Raw genomic sequence first — 15,261 nt, forward strand, 5'->3', positions numbered from 1 at the left:
CGGCCGGCCGTGCGCTGGCCAGGCGCGCCAAGCCAAAAGCGAGCGAGGGACTGTCCTTCGTCGTGCAGAAGCACGCGGCGCGCCGCCTGCACTACGACTTCCGTCTGGAGCTCGACGGCACGCTCAAGAGCTGGGCCATTCCCAAGGGTCCGAGCCTGGATCCGGCCGACAAACGGATGAGCGTCCATGTCGAGGACCACCCGCTCGAATATGCGAACTTCGAGGGCGTGATCCCCGAAAAGCAGTACGGCGCCGGCACCGTGATCGTCTGGGACCGCGGCACCTGGATACCGATCGGCGATCCGCATCAGGGCTATCGCGACGGCAAACTCAAGTTCGAGCTGCAGGGCGAGAAGCTGCATGGGGCCTGGACGCTGGTGCGCATGCGCGTCCGGGACGAGCGGCAGGAACCGTGGCTGCTGATCAAGGAACGCGACGACGCGGCGCGGCCGGCCGCGGAGTTCGATATCACCGAGGCGATGCCGGACAGTGTGCTGGGCGGCGGCGCGCTGGAGCCGGACGGCAAGATCGCGCGCAAGGCGTCAACAAAGGCGGTGTCGAAGACCGCGACGAAGACCGCAACCAGGACGGCAACCAGGACGGCGACGAAATCCGCCGCCGGCGCATCGACGAAAGCCGCGAAGAAAACAGCCTCGGGCAAATCGGCGGCCGACAGCAAGACCGCCGGCAACAAGCGGTCCGCGACCGGCGCCATCCAGCTTCCACCGGGCGCGCGCCGCGCCGCGCTGCCGCTGACGCTCGCGCCGCAACTGGCGACGCTGGTGCAAGGGCCGCCCGCCGATGCGCAGAACTGGGTCTACGAGGTCAAGTTCGATGGCTATCGCGTGCTGGCCCGCATCGACGGCGCCGACGTCAAGCTGTTCACGCGCAACGGCCACGACTGGACGTCGAAGCTCAAGACACTGGCGCGCGAGCTCGGCACGCTCAATCTGCCGTCGGCCTGGCTCGACGGCGAGATCGTCATCGTCGACAAGGACGGCAGCACCGACTTCCAGGCGCTGCAGAACGCCTTCGACAGCGACCGCACCGACGCCATCCAGTTCTTCGTGTTCGACGTCCCCTACTATGCCGGCCACGATCTGCGGCAGGTGGCGCTGGTCGAGCGCCGCGACCTGTTGCGGCGGGTGTTCGAGGAGCACAACGTCTCGGCGCATCTGCGCTTCAGCGAGAGCTTCGAGGCCGGCCCCGAGGAAATCCTCAGCGCGGCCTGCCGGCTGCGGCTCGAGGGGCTGATCGGCAAGCGCGTCGATGCGCCCTATGTCTCGGCGCGCTCGCCAAACTGGATCAAGCTCAAATGCAGCGAGCGGCAGGAGTTCGTGATCGGCGGCTTTACCGAGCCCAAGGGCACCCGCAATGGCCTTGGGGCCCTGCTGCTGGGCATTCACGACGAGGCTGGACGGCTGGTCTATGCCGGCAAGGTCGGCACCGGCTTCGATGTGCGGACGCTCGATACGATCCGGGCCAAGCTCGACGCCCTGCGCACCGATGCCTCGCCGTTCGACAGGATGCCGGCGATCGCCAAGGGGGTGAAGGGCATCTGGGTTCGGCCCAAGGCGGTCGCCGAGGTGTCGTTCGGCTCGTGGACGCGCGATGGCCTGATCCGCCATGCGGTGTTCCATGGCCTGCGGTCCGACAAGAGCGCCAGCGCGATCGGCAAGGAGAAGGCGATGCCCGCACCGGGCAAGACAGTGGACAAAAGCGAGGGCCGGGCCAAATCGGCGGGGTCGAGGGGCAAGGCGGAGGACAGGGCCGAACGCAAGGCCGAAGACAAGCCGGCGAAGGCCAGAGGAAAGGCTGCCAAGGCCGCCCAGGCCGAGACAGCGGATGCCACGCCACCGGCCAAACCGGCCCGGACGAAGGCCTCCTCCGGCCGCGAACAGATCGGCAACGTTCGCGTCAGCCATGCCGACCGCGTCATCGATCCGTCGACCGGCGCGACCAAGGGCGATCTGGTGCGCTACTACGAAGCGGTGGCGCCGCGCATGCTGTCGGAATTGCGCGGCCGCCCGCTGGCGGTGCTGCGCGGCCCGTCGGGGGTCGGCGGCGAGCTGTTCTTCCAGAAGCATGCCGAGACCTTCAATATCGCCGGCGTCAACCGGCTCGATCCGTCGCTATGGCCGGGCCACCCGCCGATGATCGAGATCGCCAGCGAGACCGGCATCGTCGCCGCGGCGCAGCTCAACGTGATCGAGTTCCACACCTGGAACGCCGACAAGCGCCAGATCGAGAAGCCCGATCGCGTGATCTTCGACCTCGACCCCGGCGAGGGCGTGCCGTGGAAGCATGTGGTCGAGGCCGCCGCGCTGACCAAGGGCATGCTCGACGAACTCGAGCTGACAGCCTTCCTGAAGACCAGCGGCGGCAAGGGCCTGCACGTGGTGGTGCCGATCGCCCGGCGGCTCGGCTGGGACGAGGTCAAGGACTTTGCCCAGCAGCTGGTCGTGCATATGGCAAGGACCATCCCGCAGCGCTTCGTCTCCAAGAGCGGGCCGCGCAACCGCGTCGGCAAGATTTTCATTGACTACCTGCGCAACGGGCGCGGCGCCACCACGGTCGCCGCCTTCTCGGCGCGCGCCCGGCCCGGCCTGGGCGTGTCGATCCCGTGCAGCTGGGACGAACTGCCCTCGCTGCGCTCCGGCGCCCAGTGGACCATCGCCAACGCCCTGGCGCGCATCGAGGAGACCGAGCACGCCGATCCCTGGGCGGACTACGGCAGCACGCGGCAGACGCTGACCGCGGCAATCCGGCGCCTGGGCAACGGCTGAACGCGGCGGACCGGCCCGCCCGCCGCCGTGCTGCCCCCCGCAGTGCATCATGCGGCCACTCCGTGTCGGACAAAGGAGGGCATGGTTCTTGCCACTTCGGACACATGCGTCCGCGCATTGCCGCGGCGGGCGCGTGACGGAATGACGACGCAAGCACGAACCGGGAGCCACCATGACAACCCCTCGGACCACGATCCGCATTGCCCACTATGCCGCCCTGGCGCTGATGACGGCGCTCGCCTGGGCGCCCGCGCAGGCCCGCCTGCCGGCCCCCAGCGCCGAACAGCAGCGCGCCGCCGACGAACGCAAGGCCAAGGAGGCCGAAGCGGCCAAACAGCAGGCCGACGCGCTGACGCGCGTGCAGGACCAGATTGCCGCCCGCTTCGGCAAGGGCGCGCAGCCGTCCGGCACCACGCAGCCCGGCGACGTCTCGCAGAAGGCCGCCGAGGTCCGGCCCAGTGGCCCGCACGGTGGCACCGCGCCGAGCGCGGAGGCCCACTCCGGCGAAGTGCAGCGCCGTTAAAGTCACTTTATCTGGCCTTTTCCGGGCCAAAAGTGGCTTTGCATCAACTACAAGTGTTGGAGAGCTAGATTGGAAAATTATTACAAACCACGTCGGCCGCGGGGTCGCGCCGAACGCAAAAACCGACCTGCCGCCCCCTTGCCACCCCGCATGCCTGCCCATGGCGAGGACAGCATGAGTCCGATCGAAACCAGAACGTCGTCCGATTCCCGCGACAAGCGGCCGCTGGTGCTGGTGGTCGACGACAACGAGGGCTCGCGCTACATCAAGAGCCGCATCCTGCGCCGCGCGGACTACGCGGTGCTCGAAGCCTCGACCGGCGAGTCGGCGCTGTCGCTGGTGCGCCGCTATGCGCCGGACCTGGTGCTGCTGGACATGAAGCTGCCGGACATCGACGGCCTGGACGTCTGCCGCATCATCAAGGACGATCCGCAAAGCTGCCGCACGCTGATCCTGCATACGTCCGGTTCGGCCAGCGATCCGCGCTACCGCGTCGAGGCGCTGGACCATGGCGCCGACAGCTATCTGGTGGAGCCGGTCGAGCCGGAGGAACTGGTGTCCAGCGTCAAGGCGCTGCTGCGGCTGCGGCGGGCGGAGGAGGCCTACCACCGTACCTCGCAGGCGCTGCGCGACAACGAGTTCCTGTTCCGCCAGCTGGCCGACAACCTGTCCGATGTGCTGTGGATCTTCGATCCGCAGGAGCGCAAGTTCCTGTTCGTCGGCCCGGCCTTCGTCACGCTGACCGGCCGTCCGGTGGAAGACCTGCATCAGCACGGCAACGCCTGCTTCGGCTGGGTCGCGGAGTCCGACCGGGAACGCGTGCAGGCGGCCTGCGAGGCGATGCTGCGCGACGGCCATATGGATCTGGAATTCGCGCTGATCCATGCCGACGGCCAGACGCGCGACGTCCGCGCGCGCGCCTTCCCGGTCAACAACGCCAGCGGCGAGTTCTACCGCGTGGTCGGCGTGTGCGAGGACATCACGCAGCAGAAGCGTGCCGAGAAGATGCTGCGCGAGGAAGAACGCCGCAAGGACGATTTCCTCGCGATGCTGGTGCACGAGCTGCGCAACCCGCTCGCGCCGATGCGCAGCGCCGCCGATCTGCTGATGCACTGCGCGCCGTCGCGCGAGGACAGCTTCAAGGCGCGCGACATCATCGCCCGCCAGCTCTATCACCTGACCCGGCTGGTCGACGATCTGCTCGACATCTCGCGCTTCACGCGCGGCACCATCACGCTGCGCGACGACCTGGTCGAGCTGCGTTCCGCGCTGAACACCGCGGTCGAGACAGTCCGGCCGCTGATCGAGTCGCGCAACCATCAGCTGCGCCTGTCGGTGCCCGAGGGGCCGATGCCGGTGCGCGGCGACCTGGTGCGCCTGACCCAGATCTTCGGCAACCTGCTGAACAACGCGGCCAAGTACACGCCGCCCGATGGCTTGCTGTCGATCGAGGCGCAGGCGGATCAGGGCATGGTCACCATCCGGATCACCGACAACGGCACCGGGCTGTCGCCCGAACGGCTGCAGGGCCTGCGCGAGACCTTCGAGCGCGACGGCGCCAACGGCAATATCGCCGTGGCCGGCGGCAATGGCCCCGGCATCGGCCTGTCGCTGGTCCATCGGCTGGTCAGCATGCATGGCGGCCAGCTGTCGGTGCAGAGCAACGGGCCCGGTCATGGCAGCAGCTTCATCGTGCAGCTGCCGATGCAGCCGTGGCGCAGCTGGCAGCCGACGCTGGGCGGACGGCAGGCGCCGGCCGGCAAGCCGCGCACCGTGATGGTGGTGGACGACAACGTCGACGCCCTCGAGGCGATGGCGATGACGCTGGAAGCGCTGGGCCATACCGTGATCACTGCGCTCGACGGCGCCGCTGCGATCGTGCGCGCGGTCAAGTACAAGCCCGAGCTGGTGCTGCTCGATCTGGGCATGCCGGGCATGGACGGCTTCGAGATCGCGCAGCGGCTGCGTGCGATACCGGAGCTGCAGGCGATGAAGGTGGTGGCGCTGACCGGCTACGGCCAGCCCGGCGACAAGCTGCGCACGCAGGCGGCCGGCTTCGACGACCACCTGACCAAGCCGGTCGATCTGGAGGTGCTGTCGCGCCTGCTCGACGAATGCCGCTCCGATGGCCGGACGGACGGCCGCACGGATGGCCGCAGCGAGGGGCGTACCGATGCGCGTACCGTGGCCAATACCGCCGCCGGCACGCCGCCGCCCCTGCATTCGCCATTGGGGCATCCGGCCGACGGCAGCACGGGCACCGGTCCGGCCTCCTCCGGGCCGACCTCTTCGATGGAGAAACGCATGCATACCACGCCAGAACCGGATCAAACCCCGGACCAGCCGCCGACCACGCCCGAACCCGAGGTGCCGCCGATCGATCCGCATGAGCCGGTCATCGACCCGCCCCCCGGCGACGTGCCGCCGCCCCCGCCCCAGCGCGCCTGAGGGCACGCGTCCGCCCTCGCCTGCGGTCGAAGAACCAAGATCCGGAGTTTCCCTGTGCCCCGCATCATCTGGAAAGGCGCCATTTCCTTTGGCCTGGTCAACATCCCGGTCGTGCTGAAGGCGGCCGCGCGCGACAACGCGCTCGACTTCGACTGGCTCGACGAGCGCGACATGGCGCCGGTCGGCTATCAGCGCATCAACAAGAAGACCGGCAAACCGGTCGACAAGGACCATATCGTCAAGGGCTACCAGTACGAGAAAGGTGAATACGTGCTGCTGTCGCCGGAGGACTTCCGCCAGGCCAACGTCGAGGCGACGCAGACCGTCGATATCGTCAGCTTCGTGCAGGCCGACCAGATCCCGCCGTACTACTTCGAGACGCCCTACTATCTCGAGCCGGACCGGCGCGGCGAGAAGGGCTATGCGCTGCTGCGCGAGACCCTGCGCCACACCGGGCGCGCGGCCCTGGCCCTGGTGGTGATCCACAACCGCCAGCATCTGGCGGCGGTGCTGGTGCTCGGCGATGCGCTGGTGCTCAACACCATGCGCTGGGCCGAGGAGGTGCTGCCGATGGACGAGCTGAAGCTGCCCAAGAGCACCGGCAAGCAGCAGGGCGTCAGCCCGCGCGAGATCGAGATGGCGACCCGGCTGGTCGAGGACATGCAGGAGGACTGGAACCCCGAGGCCTATCGCGATACCTATCGCGACGACCTGATGGAGCGCATCGAAGGGAAGATCGCCGAAGGCAAGACGCACCTGCTGACGCCGGCCGAGCCGGACAGCGGGGAGCCGCGCAAGTCGGCCGAGGTGATCGACATGATGGCGCTGCTCAAGGAAAGCATCAAACGCCGTGGCGGCCGCGGCGGTACGCGCTCGGAAGCGGGCCAGGACACGCAGGGCGAGGAAGCGGACCAGCGGGAAGACGACGACGCGCCGCGCGAGGCGCCGCGCAAGCGCGCCACGGGCGCTCGCAAGACCGCCCGCAAATCCACCTCCCGCGCTCGAGCCGAGGCCAAGGACGGCAAAGGATCCAGGCAGGAAGCCAAGCCGGCAAGCAGCCGCAAGAGCGCGGCCAAGTCCGGCAAGGCGCCGGCTTCAACGAAGAAATCCGCCGCCAGGCGGGCCAGTACGGCCAGCACCGACAGCGGATCGCGCAGCAGCCCGCAGCGCAAGCGGGCATAGCACTACAACGCCATCACGCCCACGGATCGTACGAGTCCTCCTTCCAGTACGGCGAGGTCCCGTAGTACTGGTGAATGCTGGTGGCCCATTGCGGGTCCGCCATCGCCGGCCAGTGGTCCTTGTCGAAGCCGGGCGCGGCCTTGAGCTTGTCCTTGTCGACGCCCAGCACGAAACACTTGCGCCGCGTATCGAGCGTCAGCGCCGACCATGGCACCGCGAACAGCTTCTCGCCGATGCCGAGGAAGCCGCCGAACGACAGCACCGCATAGGCGACACGGCCGCCCTGCACGTCCAGCATGATGTGGTCGATGGTGCCGAGATCCTCGCCGGCGGGCCCGATCACGCTGTTGCCTTCGAGCGTATCGGCCGCCATCACGAAGGGGCCGGGCCCGCTCGCATTGGTGTCGACATCGCCGACGATGGTCGCGCCCGCGGGCGCGCGCGCCGCCGTCGGATCGCGCAGGTCACGCGGATCGCGGGGATCGCGGGGATCGCGAGGGTCCCGGATGTCTCGCGGATCGCGCGGGTCTCTGTCCAGTGGGTTCATTGGCGACTCCTGCTTCGGTTGTCGGTTGACACAATGGCGCCCTCGCGCCCCTTCATCGTCGCGGCCGGATCGTCATGATCGTGCGGCAGCGGCATGGATCGGCATGGATCGGCATGGCACGCGGCATGGCACACGGCATGGCACACGGCATGGCACACGTCACGGACGGCTTGCAGGCACCGGCGGCGCGAGCGGGTCGAAATCGACCCAGCGGCCTTCGCTCCAGCGCCCGTAGGCGCGTTCGACGTCCTTGGCGCCGGCCTGGCGCAATACCTCGGCGGCCGTCTCGCGCGTATCGGGATTGACGTGCACGGCCAGCAGCACGCCGGCATCGCGCTCGGTCTTGACCTGGCGATCGGGATCGGGCGCGTTCGATACCCGGTCGGGATCGCGCGTCATCGACAGCGCGCCGACCAGCGAACCCAGATAGGCGCCCAGACCCGTGGCGAGCGCCAGCACCAGCACGGAGGCCTGCATCAGCGCCAGCGCCACCGCGCCGATCACGGCACCGGCGATGGCGCCGAACACGATGCCGCGGCCCGCGCCGGCCCCCGCCTTGCGGGTACCCGCGTCGACCGCCACGTCGCCGCCGAGCGGGAAGCGTCCATGCTGTCCCGGGGGATTGACGAAGAACAGGGTCACGTCGTCCTCGGCGAAACCGCGGGCAAACAACTGGCCCGCCGCCGCCTCGGCCTGGGCGAACGTATCAAATCGTCCGGCGATGATCAGGGACATGCTGGCTCCTTCGAATCGGTTGGCAGACACCCGCCTGGCGAGCGATGGATCGGCAATCGGATTCGGCATGGCGTTCGACGGTCGCGACGCCAGCCCGGCTGGCATCAGGACTTGCCCTTGGACCTGGCGGTGGCGCCGGTCTTCGTTCCAGCGGCTTTACCGCTCGCGCCCTTGTCGGCCTTTTCGCTTTTTTCGTCCTTGTCGCCCGAAGCCTTCGCGCCATCCTTGCCCGCTGCGCCCTTGCGCTCCGCCGCGGGACGTGCGCCCTCGGGCTGATGCGCGCTGCCCGGTTCGATCTCCCAGTCGGTGTCGTCCACGTCGGTGCTGGTCTCCTTCTCGGCATGCATGGCGGCGCTCGGCGAAATCGGATCGCTGGCCGGGAAGGTCATCTCCACCGATTCGTCGACGGCCTGCTGATAGGTGCACGCGCTGCTCTGCTTTTCGTCGTCCGGCTGCGCGGCGCTCTTCTGCTTGCTCGGCTTCGCCGCGCTGGCGGAAGCAGACTTGGCGGCGGTTCCATGGGCGGAGGGGGTCGCGGTCTTGGCCTTCTGCATCATCGGCTCCTGCTCGATTGGAATAGCGAAACAGATGCAAGCGACGGGCCAGAAGGCGAGATGGCGGGACGTGCGCGCAAGCGGCGCATACGACAGCAACGAGCGTTGCACAAAGTGCATCGCACGTAAAAAGTACTTGCGCCGCAAACGCCCGGCGGGCGGGGGTGAAAGGGAGTGAAAAGAAGACCGGAAAACGCGGGATCAGGCGCCGTCGGAAGGCCCCGAAGGTGGCAGGGAAGGCGGTACGGAAGGCGCCTCGAGGCCCGCCGCAGCGGCCGCCGGCGGCACGCGCGGGAAGGTGACCGCGATGCAGGCGCTCTCGCCGTCCTGCTCGCACTGCGTCGACGGCTCGGCGCCGAGCGTGGCGCCATGCAGCTCCGCCATGCGGCGCGCCAGCAGCAGCGCGGAACTCTGCCGCGCCGGCGCGGCGCCGTCGTTGCCGACATCGCGCCGGAAGAACTCGGACAGCACCGACAGGCGTTCCTTGATGCGCTCGGCCGTCGTGCGGCTTTCGGTGAGGCGCAGCTTCACATGGTCGTCCGCCGGTTCGAGATGCGCATCGATGGTGTCGCCATTGCGTGCCTGCTTCAGGCAATGCAACACGAGATGGCGCAGCATCGGCTCCAGCCGGCGCGGGTCCGCCTGCACGAAAGCGTCGCCGCGGCTGCCCTCGCCGTCGTGCACCAGCACGTCGGCCAAGGTGACGCGGCGCGATTCGGCGGCCGGCTTGACCGCGTCCATCGCCTGCGCCATCGCGGCGGCAAGATCGATCGCCTCCCATTGCGGCTCGGTCTCGTCGGCCAGCAGCCGCACCGCCTCTTCCATATGCTGGATCAGCATGACCTGCTGCTGCATGGCGGTACGCAACCCCGCCAGCGCGCGTTGCACCGGCGCGGTGGGCGCGTCCAGCGAGTGGTCCAGCACATAAGCCCAGCTCTGGACGCCGTTCAGCGCCGAGCGCAGGTCGTGCGATACCTGGTCGATCAGCGTCGTCATCTCGGAAGTCGCATCGACAGTCGCCGGCACCCAGTGCTCGGTGCCCGCCCCGCCGGATTGGCCACCGTTTTCCGCATCGGCGCGGCTGGAGGGGAGAGGTCGCTTGGACATGAATGTTAGGGTCATCTCAGGGTCGCCGCGCCGTTGCGGCGGGCCGGATTTCCGAGCCGAAGCATAGCTCGGGCCAGCTCGAGGCTTCGGCGGTGGTGGGCGGGCGGGATGGGTTCCTGTCGCTTCAGCTGGTGGCGGGCGGACGGTCGTGCGCGCCGCTGTTGGCGCCGCTGCCGGCTCCATTGTTGGCGCCATTGCCGGAGGTCTTGAACGACTCCGGCAGCTTGCCGCCGGCCGCATATTCCTCGAGCCGGTTGTACAGGGTCTTCAGGCTGATGCCCAGGATTTCAGCGGCGTGTTTCTTGACGCCGGCACACTGCTCCAGCGTGGCGAAGATCAGCTCGCGGTCGGCGTCGGCCAGCGACATGCCGACCGGCACCGTGACGATCGCGGTGGCGGGCACCTGCGAGGCCGCGGCCTGCAGCGGCACCGGCGATTCGGCAATGACGTCGTCCTCCGCCATGATGAAGGCGCGCTGCACGAAGTTGCGCAGCTCCCGCACATTGCCGGGCCACGAATGCAGCCGCAGATTGGCCAGCACCTCGGGACCGAAGCGGCGCTGCGTGCCGTGCTCCGCGTTGAGCTGATCGAGGAAGGCCCCGGCCAGCTGCGCCACGTCGTCGCCGCGCGTGCGCAGCGGCGGCAGTTCGATCGGGAATACGTTGAGGCGGTGATACAGGTCCGCCCGCAACTTGCCTTCGGCAACCGCCTCCTCCGGATTGCGGTTGGTCGCCGCGACCACGCGCACGTCGGCGCGCAGCTCGCGGTTGGTCCCCACGCGCATGAAGGTGCCGGCCTCGAGCACGCGCAGCAGCTTGACCTGCAGCTCGATCGGCATCTCGGTGATCTCGTCGAGGAACAGCGTACCGCCGGCCGCGCGCTCGAAATAGCCCTTGTGCTGGCGCTCGGCCCCGGTAAAGCTGCCGCGCTCGTGGCCGAACATCTCCGACTCGATCAGGTTCGGCGAGATCGCGCCGCAGTTGACGGCGAGGAAAGGTTGGCGCCGGCGCGGCGACAGCTCGTGCACGGTCTGCGCGGCCAGCTCCTTGCCGGTACCGCTCTCGCCGACCAGCAGCACGGTGGCCTCGGTGGGGGCGACCTTGCTGATCTGGTCATAGACCGCCTGCATCGCCTCCGAACTGCCCAGCAGCCGGCCGAAGCGCCCGTAACGGCGCAGTTCGCCGCGCAGCGAGCGCACCTCGGCCTTCAGGTCGCCGGTGGTCGCGATGCGCTTGAGCACCGTCTGCAGGCGCGCGACATTGATCGGCTTGACCAGATAGTCGGTGGCGCCCAAGCGAAGCGCCTCGACCGCGCTCTCGACGCTGGCGTAGCCGGTCATCAGGATGATGTCGACGCCGGCCGAGCCGACCTCGTTGAACAGATCCTTGCCGTCGCCGTCTGGCAGCTTCAGGTCGGCCAGCACCGCATCGGGCATCTGCCAGCCGATCTGCAGGCACGCTTCGCGCAGGTCGCCCGCGGTGGCCGCGGTGAAGCCCTCCGCCGCGGCGATCTCGGCCAGCGCTGCACAGGTGTTCTCGTCGTCGTCGACGATCAGGATGTGAGGCATAGGCTTGACTGATGCCGGCCGCTGAAACCCTTGACCGGATGGTGGAAATGAGACAGGCGCCGCGGGATTGGGCCGCGGCGGGCGTTGCTGCCCTGAATAGACCCCATTCTATGCAAGCGGCAAGCGCAGCCATACCGGTGTTAGTCTGACATCGGCCGCCGCCCGCGCCGGACCGGCTTGTCGGACAAACAGCAATGGTGGCCACCCCGATCGCAAGCTAGCATTGCGTTACGCGAGCCGCATTGCGGCTCTCGCGAAGCCGTGGACCGCGCTGCCGCCACCCGCGTCCACCTCCGCCGACCGCCTGTCTTTATTTCCGCTCCGCCTTTCGCTACATGTCGACCAGCACCTCGAACGATCTGCCGGACACGACGCGCTCCCGTCATCGGGAACCCGCGCGGGACCACCCACGCGAGGATGGCGGCCACGGGCCGGCGCGCGACGACTTTGCGCTGCTATGGCGCAGCACCTCGCCGGCGATGCGCCGGCTGCTCGAACAGATTCCCCGCGTCGCGGCCACCGACGTGCCGATGCTGGCCGTCGGCGAAAGCGGCACCGGCAAGGAACTGGTGGCCCGCGCGATACATGAGCGCAGCAACCGGCGCGGCAAGCCCTTCGTCGCCGTCAACTGCGGCGCGATCGCCCCGACCCTGATCGAATCGGAACTGTTCGGCCACGAAAAGGGCGGTTTCACCGGCGCGATGCAGCAGAAGGCCGGCTATTTCGAGCAGGCGCACGGCGGCACGCTGTTTCTGGACGAGGTCACCGAAATGGCGCCCGACATGCAGATCAAGCTGCTGCGGGTGCTGGAGACGCGCACCTTCCATCGCGTCGGCGGCGACGCCCAGGTGGTCTGCGACGTGCGCATCGTCTCGGCGACCAACCGCGATCCGCTCGAGGCCGTGCGCAGCGGCGTGCTGCGCGAGGACCTGCTGTACCGGCTCGCCGTGGTGCCGCTGCATATCCCGCCGCTGCGCGAACGGCGCGAGGACATCGTGCCGCTGGCCAAGCATTTCCTGGCCGAGCTGAACGCCGCCGAGGGCGCCGACAAGGTGTTCTCGGCCAGCGCGCTGGAGCGTCTGTGCCAGTACGGCTGGCCGGGCAACGTGCGCGAGCTGCGCAACACGGTCTATCGCGCCTTCATCCTGGCCGACCGCGTGATCGAACTGCCGAACCCGAACATCGCCTCGCAACCGCCGCTGCCCACCGCCGCCGACGGCGTGCTGAACGTGCGGATCGGCACCACGCTGGCCGATGCGCAGCGCGGCCTGATCCTGGCCACGCTGGCCCGCTTCGACGGCGACAAGCGCCGCGCCGCGCAGGCGCTCGGCATCAGCCTGAAAACGCTGTACAACCGCCTGGACGCCTACCGCGACGGCTGATCGGCCTGCCTGGCCAGATCGGCCTCCTCGTCGGCCACCGCGGCGGACGACATGGCCGCCGGCACGGCCTGCCGCGCATGCAGCCGCGCCAGCAGCGGCAGATGGTCCGAGGCGATCCGCGCCAGCGGGCTGCGATGGCTCGACACCGAGGCCAGCACCGAGCGCGGACAGCACCACAGGCGGTCCAGCGCCAGCACCGGCATCCGTGACGGGAAGGTGGGCACGTGCGGCGCCCCGTCGAAGTACGCATGCAGCCAGCGCAGCGGCCGGCCCCACAGGAACCATTCGTTGACGTCGCCCAGCAGCACGGTGGGCACGCCCGGCTGTTCGGCCAGCGACGTCAGCAGCCGGCGCACCTGCATGCGGCGCTCGCCCGGCCACAGCCCCAGATGGGTGGCGATCACCCGCAGCGGGGCGGCATGCACGCCATCGGGACAGCTCAGCGTCGCGTCGATCGCGCCGCGCGGTTCGTGGCGGCCCACGCTCAGGTCGATCTGCCGGACCCGGCTCGGCGGAAAGCGCGTCAGCAGCGCGTTGCCATATTCGCCGTCATGCCGGATCAGCGTCGGCCCGGGAATCGCGTGATAGCCGGTTTCGTCGCGCAGATAGGCCAGCATGTCGAAGCCGGTGCTGCGCGATTCGACTTCCTGCAGCGCGACGATGTCCGCCTGCAGTTCCGACAGCACGCCGGCGATCCGCTTCGGCAGGAAGCGCCCGTCCACGCCGATGCCGCCGTGAACGTTGTAGCTGGCCACCAGGAACTGCGCCGGTGCCGCGGCGGCGGCCGCTTCCCGCGGGGTCTGCGGGACCGGCTGCGCGAGGTCGCCGGCGCGAAATGGATAGATCCGACTCATGCATGCCCTCCATGGCGGGGTTCGCCGATGGCGGCGCGGTGCACCGCCTGGGCGGTCTGCGCGGGCTGCATCGCCTGCGCGACCTGGGCCTCCCTGGCGGCCTGGGCCGCCTCCGCTGCCTCCGCTGCCTGCGCGGCCTGCGCGGCATCCGCACGCCGGCGCCGGCGCAGCAGCCAAAGCACGCTCAACGGGATCAGCAGCACCAGCAGCAGCAACGCCACCGTCAGCGGGTTCGGATTGCGCGCCACCGCGGCGATGCGGTCGACCAGCGAGGCGGAGATCACGATGCCCGGCGTCATGCCGATCAGCGTGCCGAGCAGGCAGTCGCGAAAGCGGATGCGCGAGGCCCCCACCACCAGGTTGACCAGCGTGAACGGCGCGACCGGCACCAGCCGCAGCACCACCATCGCGAGCAGCCCGTGCTGGCCGACCTGCTGGCTCAGCGCGTTCAGCCGCTTGCCGCCATAGCGCCGTACCGCGTCGCGGCCGACGAAGCGGCCGATGCCGTAGCCGGTGGCGGCGCTGAGCACCACGCCGCCGAGCGCGCACAGCGCGCCCTTGACCGGGCCGAACACGATCACCGTGACCACGATCAGCAGCGTCACCGGCACCATCACAAGCCCGGCGGCCACATAGGCGCCGAGCATCGCCAGCGGCGCCATCGGCATGTCGCGGATCCGCTCGACCACATCGAGCACGCGGCGGAAGTCCGCCCATTCGCGCAGCGGCGTATAGCGCCACGCAAATGCCAGGCCTGCGAGGACCACCAGCAGCAGGATCGCCATGCCCAGGCGTCCGATCACGCGCGGACGCGCCTCGTGCGTCAGGAATTCATCGACGAGGCCGTCCGGATCGATCGGCTCGATCGGGTCGAGCAGCCGCTCGTCGGGCACCACCGCGTCCACCTCGGGCACCAGCGGCGGATCGAAGGCCTGCAGGGTTCGCTCGCCGGGCCGATGGCAACGGGCGATGGTCTCGTGCAGCGGCTCGCCGCGCGCATGGGCGGCGGCCAGTTCGCCGGCATCGCACGCCAGGTGCTCGGCCACCAGCCGCGCGCGCATCGAGCGGATCGCGGCGGCGATGCGGGCATCCCCGCCGGCCTCGATCACCAGATTGCATTCGGTGTCGAGGCCCATCGAGCGATTGTTCAGATTGGCCGAGCCGATCGTCAGCAAGGTGTCGTCGACGACCATGACCTTGCTGTGCACGTTGATGCCGGGCAGCGGCTCGCCATCAGGCCCCGGTTCGCCCTCGCCCGGCAGATGCGGGTAATAGAGCCGATAGCGATGGCCCGCATCGACGCTGCGCAGCTTGCGATGCGCGCGGGCGCGCAGCACGCCCATGCTGTGCTCCTCGAGCCAGCCGCTTTCGCTGCGGCGCGAGACCAGCACCACCTCGGGGCCGTCGGGTTCGGCCAGCCGCGCGGCCAGCGCGTCGGCCAGCACGCCGGAGCTGAAATACTGGTTCTCCAGATACAGGGTCCGGCGCGCGGCGGCGATCGCGTCCAGATGCAGGGCGCGGATTTCGCCGACGCCGGGCTCGCCGGCGAAGGCAGGCGCGGTGCGGGCGATCGCCA

The 15,261-nt window shown here is 69.2% G+C and carries 12 protein-coding genes; 5 read left to right on the forward strand and 7 right to left on the reverse strand.

Going from position 1 to position 15,261, the window contains the following annotated elements:
- The 4 genes from ligD to ku form a co-directional block, all read left to right on the forward strand.
- The coding region (ligD, locus tag AC6EI8_RS16770; protein ID WP_498382426.1) for a DNA ligase D at positions 1–2,786 on the forward strand (2,786 nt) is incomplete at its 5' end.
- A 172-nt stretch (positions 2,787–2,958) separates the two neighbouring features.
- Positions 2,959–3,309 carry a hypothetical protein gene (locus AC6EI8_RS16775; RefSeq protein ID WP_498382427.1) on the forward strand — a complete coding sequence of 117 codons (351 nt, stop codon included), beginning with the start codon at positions 2,959–2,961 and terminating at the stop codon, positions 3,307–3,309.
- A 174-nt stretch (positions 3,310–3,483) separates the two neighbouring features.
- On the forward strand, positions 3,484–5,757 hold the full coding sequence (locus AC6EI8_RS16780; protein ID WP_150083710.1) for a response regulator: 2,274 nt from the start codon (positions 3,484–3,486) through the stop codon (positions 5,755–5,757).
- 54 nt (positions 5,758–5,811) lie between these two features.
- Positions 5,812–6,939, forward strand: coding sequence for a non-homologous end joining protein Ku (gene ku, locus AC6EI8_RS16785; RefSeq protein WP_498382428.1), 1,128 nt, complete (start codon positions 5,812–5,814; stop codon positions 6,937–6,939).
- A 13-nt stretch (positions 6,940–6,952) separates the two neighbouring features.
- Here ku and AC6EI8_RS16790 read toward each other — a convergent pair whose 3' ends face one another.
- The 5 genes from AC6EI8_RS16790 to AC6EI8_RS16810 all read right to left on the reverse strand — a co-directional run bounded on the left by AC6EI8_RS16790 (position 6,953) and on the right by AC6EI8_RS16810 (position 11,449).
- Positions 6,953–7,486, reverse strand: a complete 534-nt coding sequence (locus tag AC6EI8_RS16790) for a PRC-barrel domain-containing protein (RefSeq protein ID WP_498382429.1) — start codon at positions 7,484–7,486, stop codon at positions 6,953–6,955.
- Positions 7,487–7,645: 159 nt separating this feature from the next.
- Positions 7,646–8,221, reverse strand: a complete 576-nt coding sequence (locus AC6EI8_RS16795; RefSeq protein ID WP_149320185.1) for a hypothetical protein — start codon at positions 8,219–8,221, stop codon at positions 7,646–7,648.
- A gap of 104 nt (positions 8,222–8,325) precedes the next feature.
- On the reverse strand, positions 8,326–8,778 hold the full coding sequence (locus AC6EI8_RS16800; protein ID WP_498382430.1) for a hypothetical protein: 453 nt from the start codon (positions 8,776–8,778) through the stop codon (positions 8,326–8,328).
- Between the two features lie 198 nt (positions 8,779–8,976).
- On the reverse strand, positions 8,977–9,882 hold the full coding sequence (locus AC6EI8_RS16805) for a sensor histidine kinase (protein ID WP_498382431.1): 906 nt from the start codon (positions 9,880–9,882) through the stop codon (positions 8,977–8,979).
- 124 nt (positions 9,883–10,006) lie between these two features.
- Positions 10,007–11,449: a sigma-54-dependent transcriptional regulator gene (locus AC6EI8_RS16810; protein WP_149320184.1), complete on the reverse strand. Its 1,443-nt coding sequence runs from the start codon at positions 11,447–11,449 to the stop codon at positions 10,007–10,009.
- A 335-nt stretch (positions 11,450–11,784) separates the two neighbouring features.
- On the opposite strand from AC6EI8_RS16810, the gene AC6EI8_RS16815 reads away from it, so the two are divergent.
- Positions 11,785–12,831: a sigma-54 interaction domain-containing protein gene (locus AC6EI8_RS16815; RefSeq protein WP_149320183.1), complete on the forward strand. Its 1,047-nt coding sequence runs from the start codon at positions 11,785–11,787 to the stop codon at positions 12,829–12,831.
- Here AC6EI8_RS16815 and AC6EI8_RS16820 read toward each other — a convergent pair.
- Together AC6EI8_RS16820 and AC6EI8_RS16825 are read right to left on the reverse strand one after the other, a co-directional pair.
- Positions 12,816–13,685, reverse strand: a complete 870-nt coding sequence (locus tag AC6EI8_RS16820; protein WP_498382433.1) for an endonuclease/exonuclease/phosphatase family protein — start codon at positions 13,683–13,685, stop codon at positions 12,816–12,818. The two genes, AC6EI8_RS16815 and AC6EI8_RS16820, sit on opposite strands and share 16 nt — an antisense overlap.
- Positions 13,682–15,261, reverse strand: a 1,580-nt coding sequence (locus AC6EI8_RS16825) for a VTT domain-containing protein (RefSeq protein WP_498382434.1), incomplete at its 5' end; no start/stop codon positions are given. The genes AC6EI8_RS16825 and AC6EI8_RS16820, both read right to left, overlap by 4 nt.

The organism is Cupriavidus sp. R6-3, from assembly GCF_059772245.1.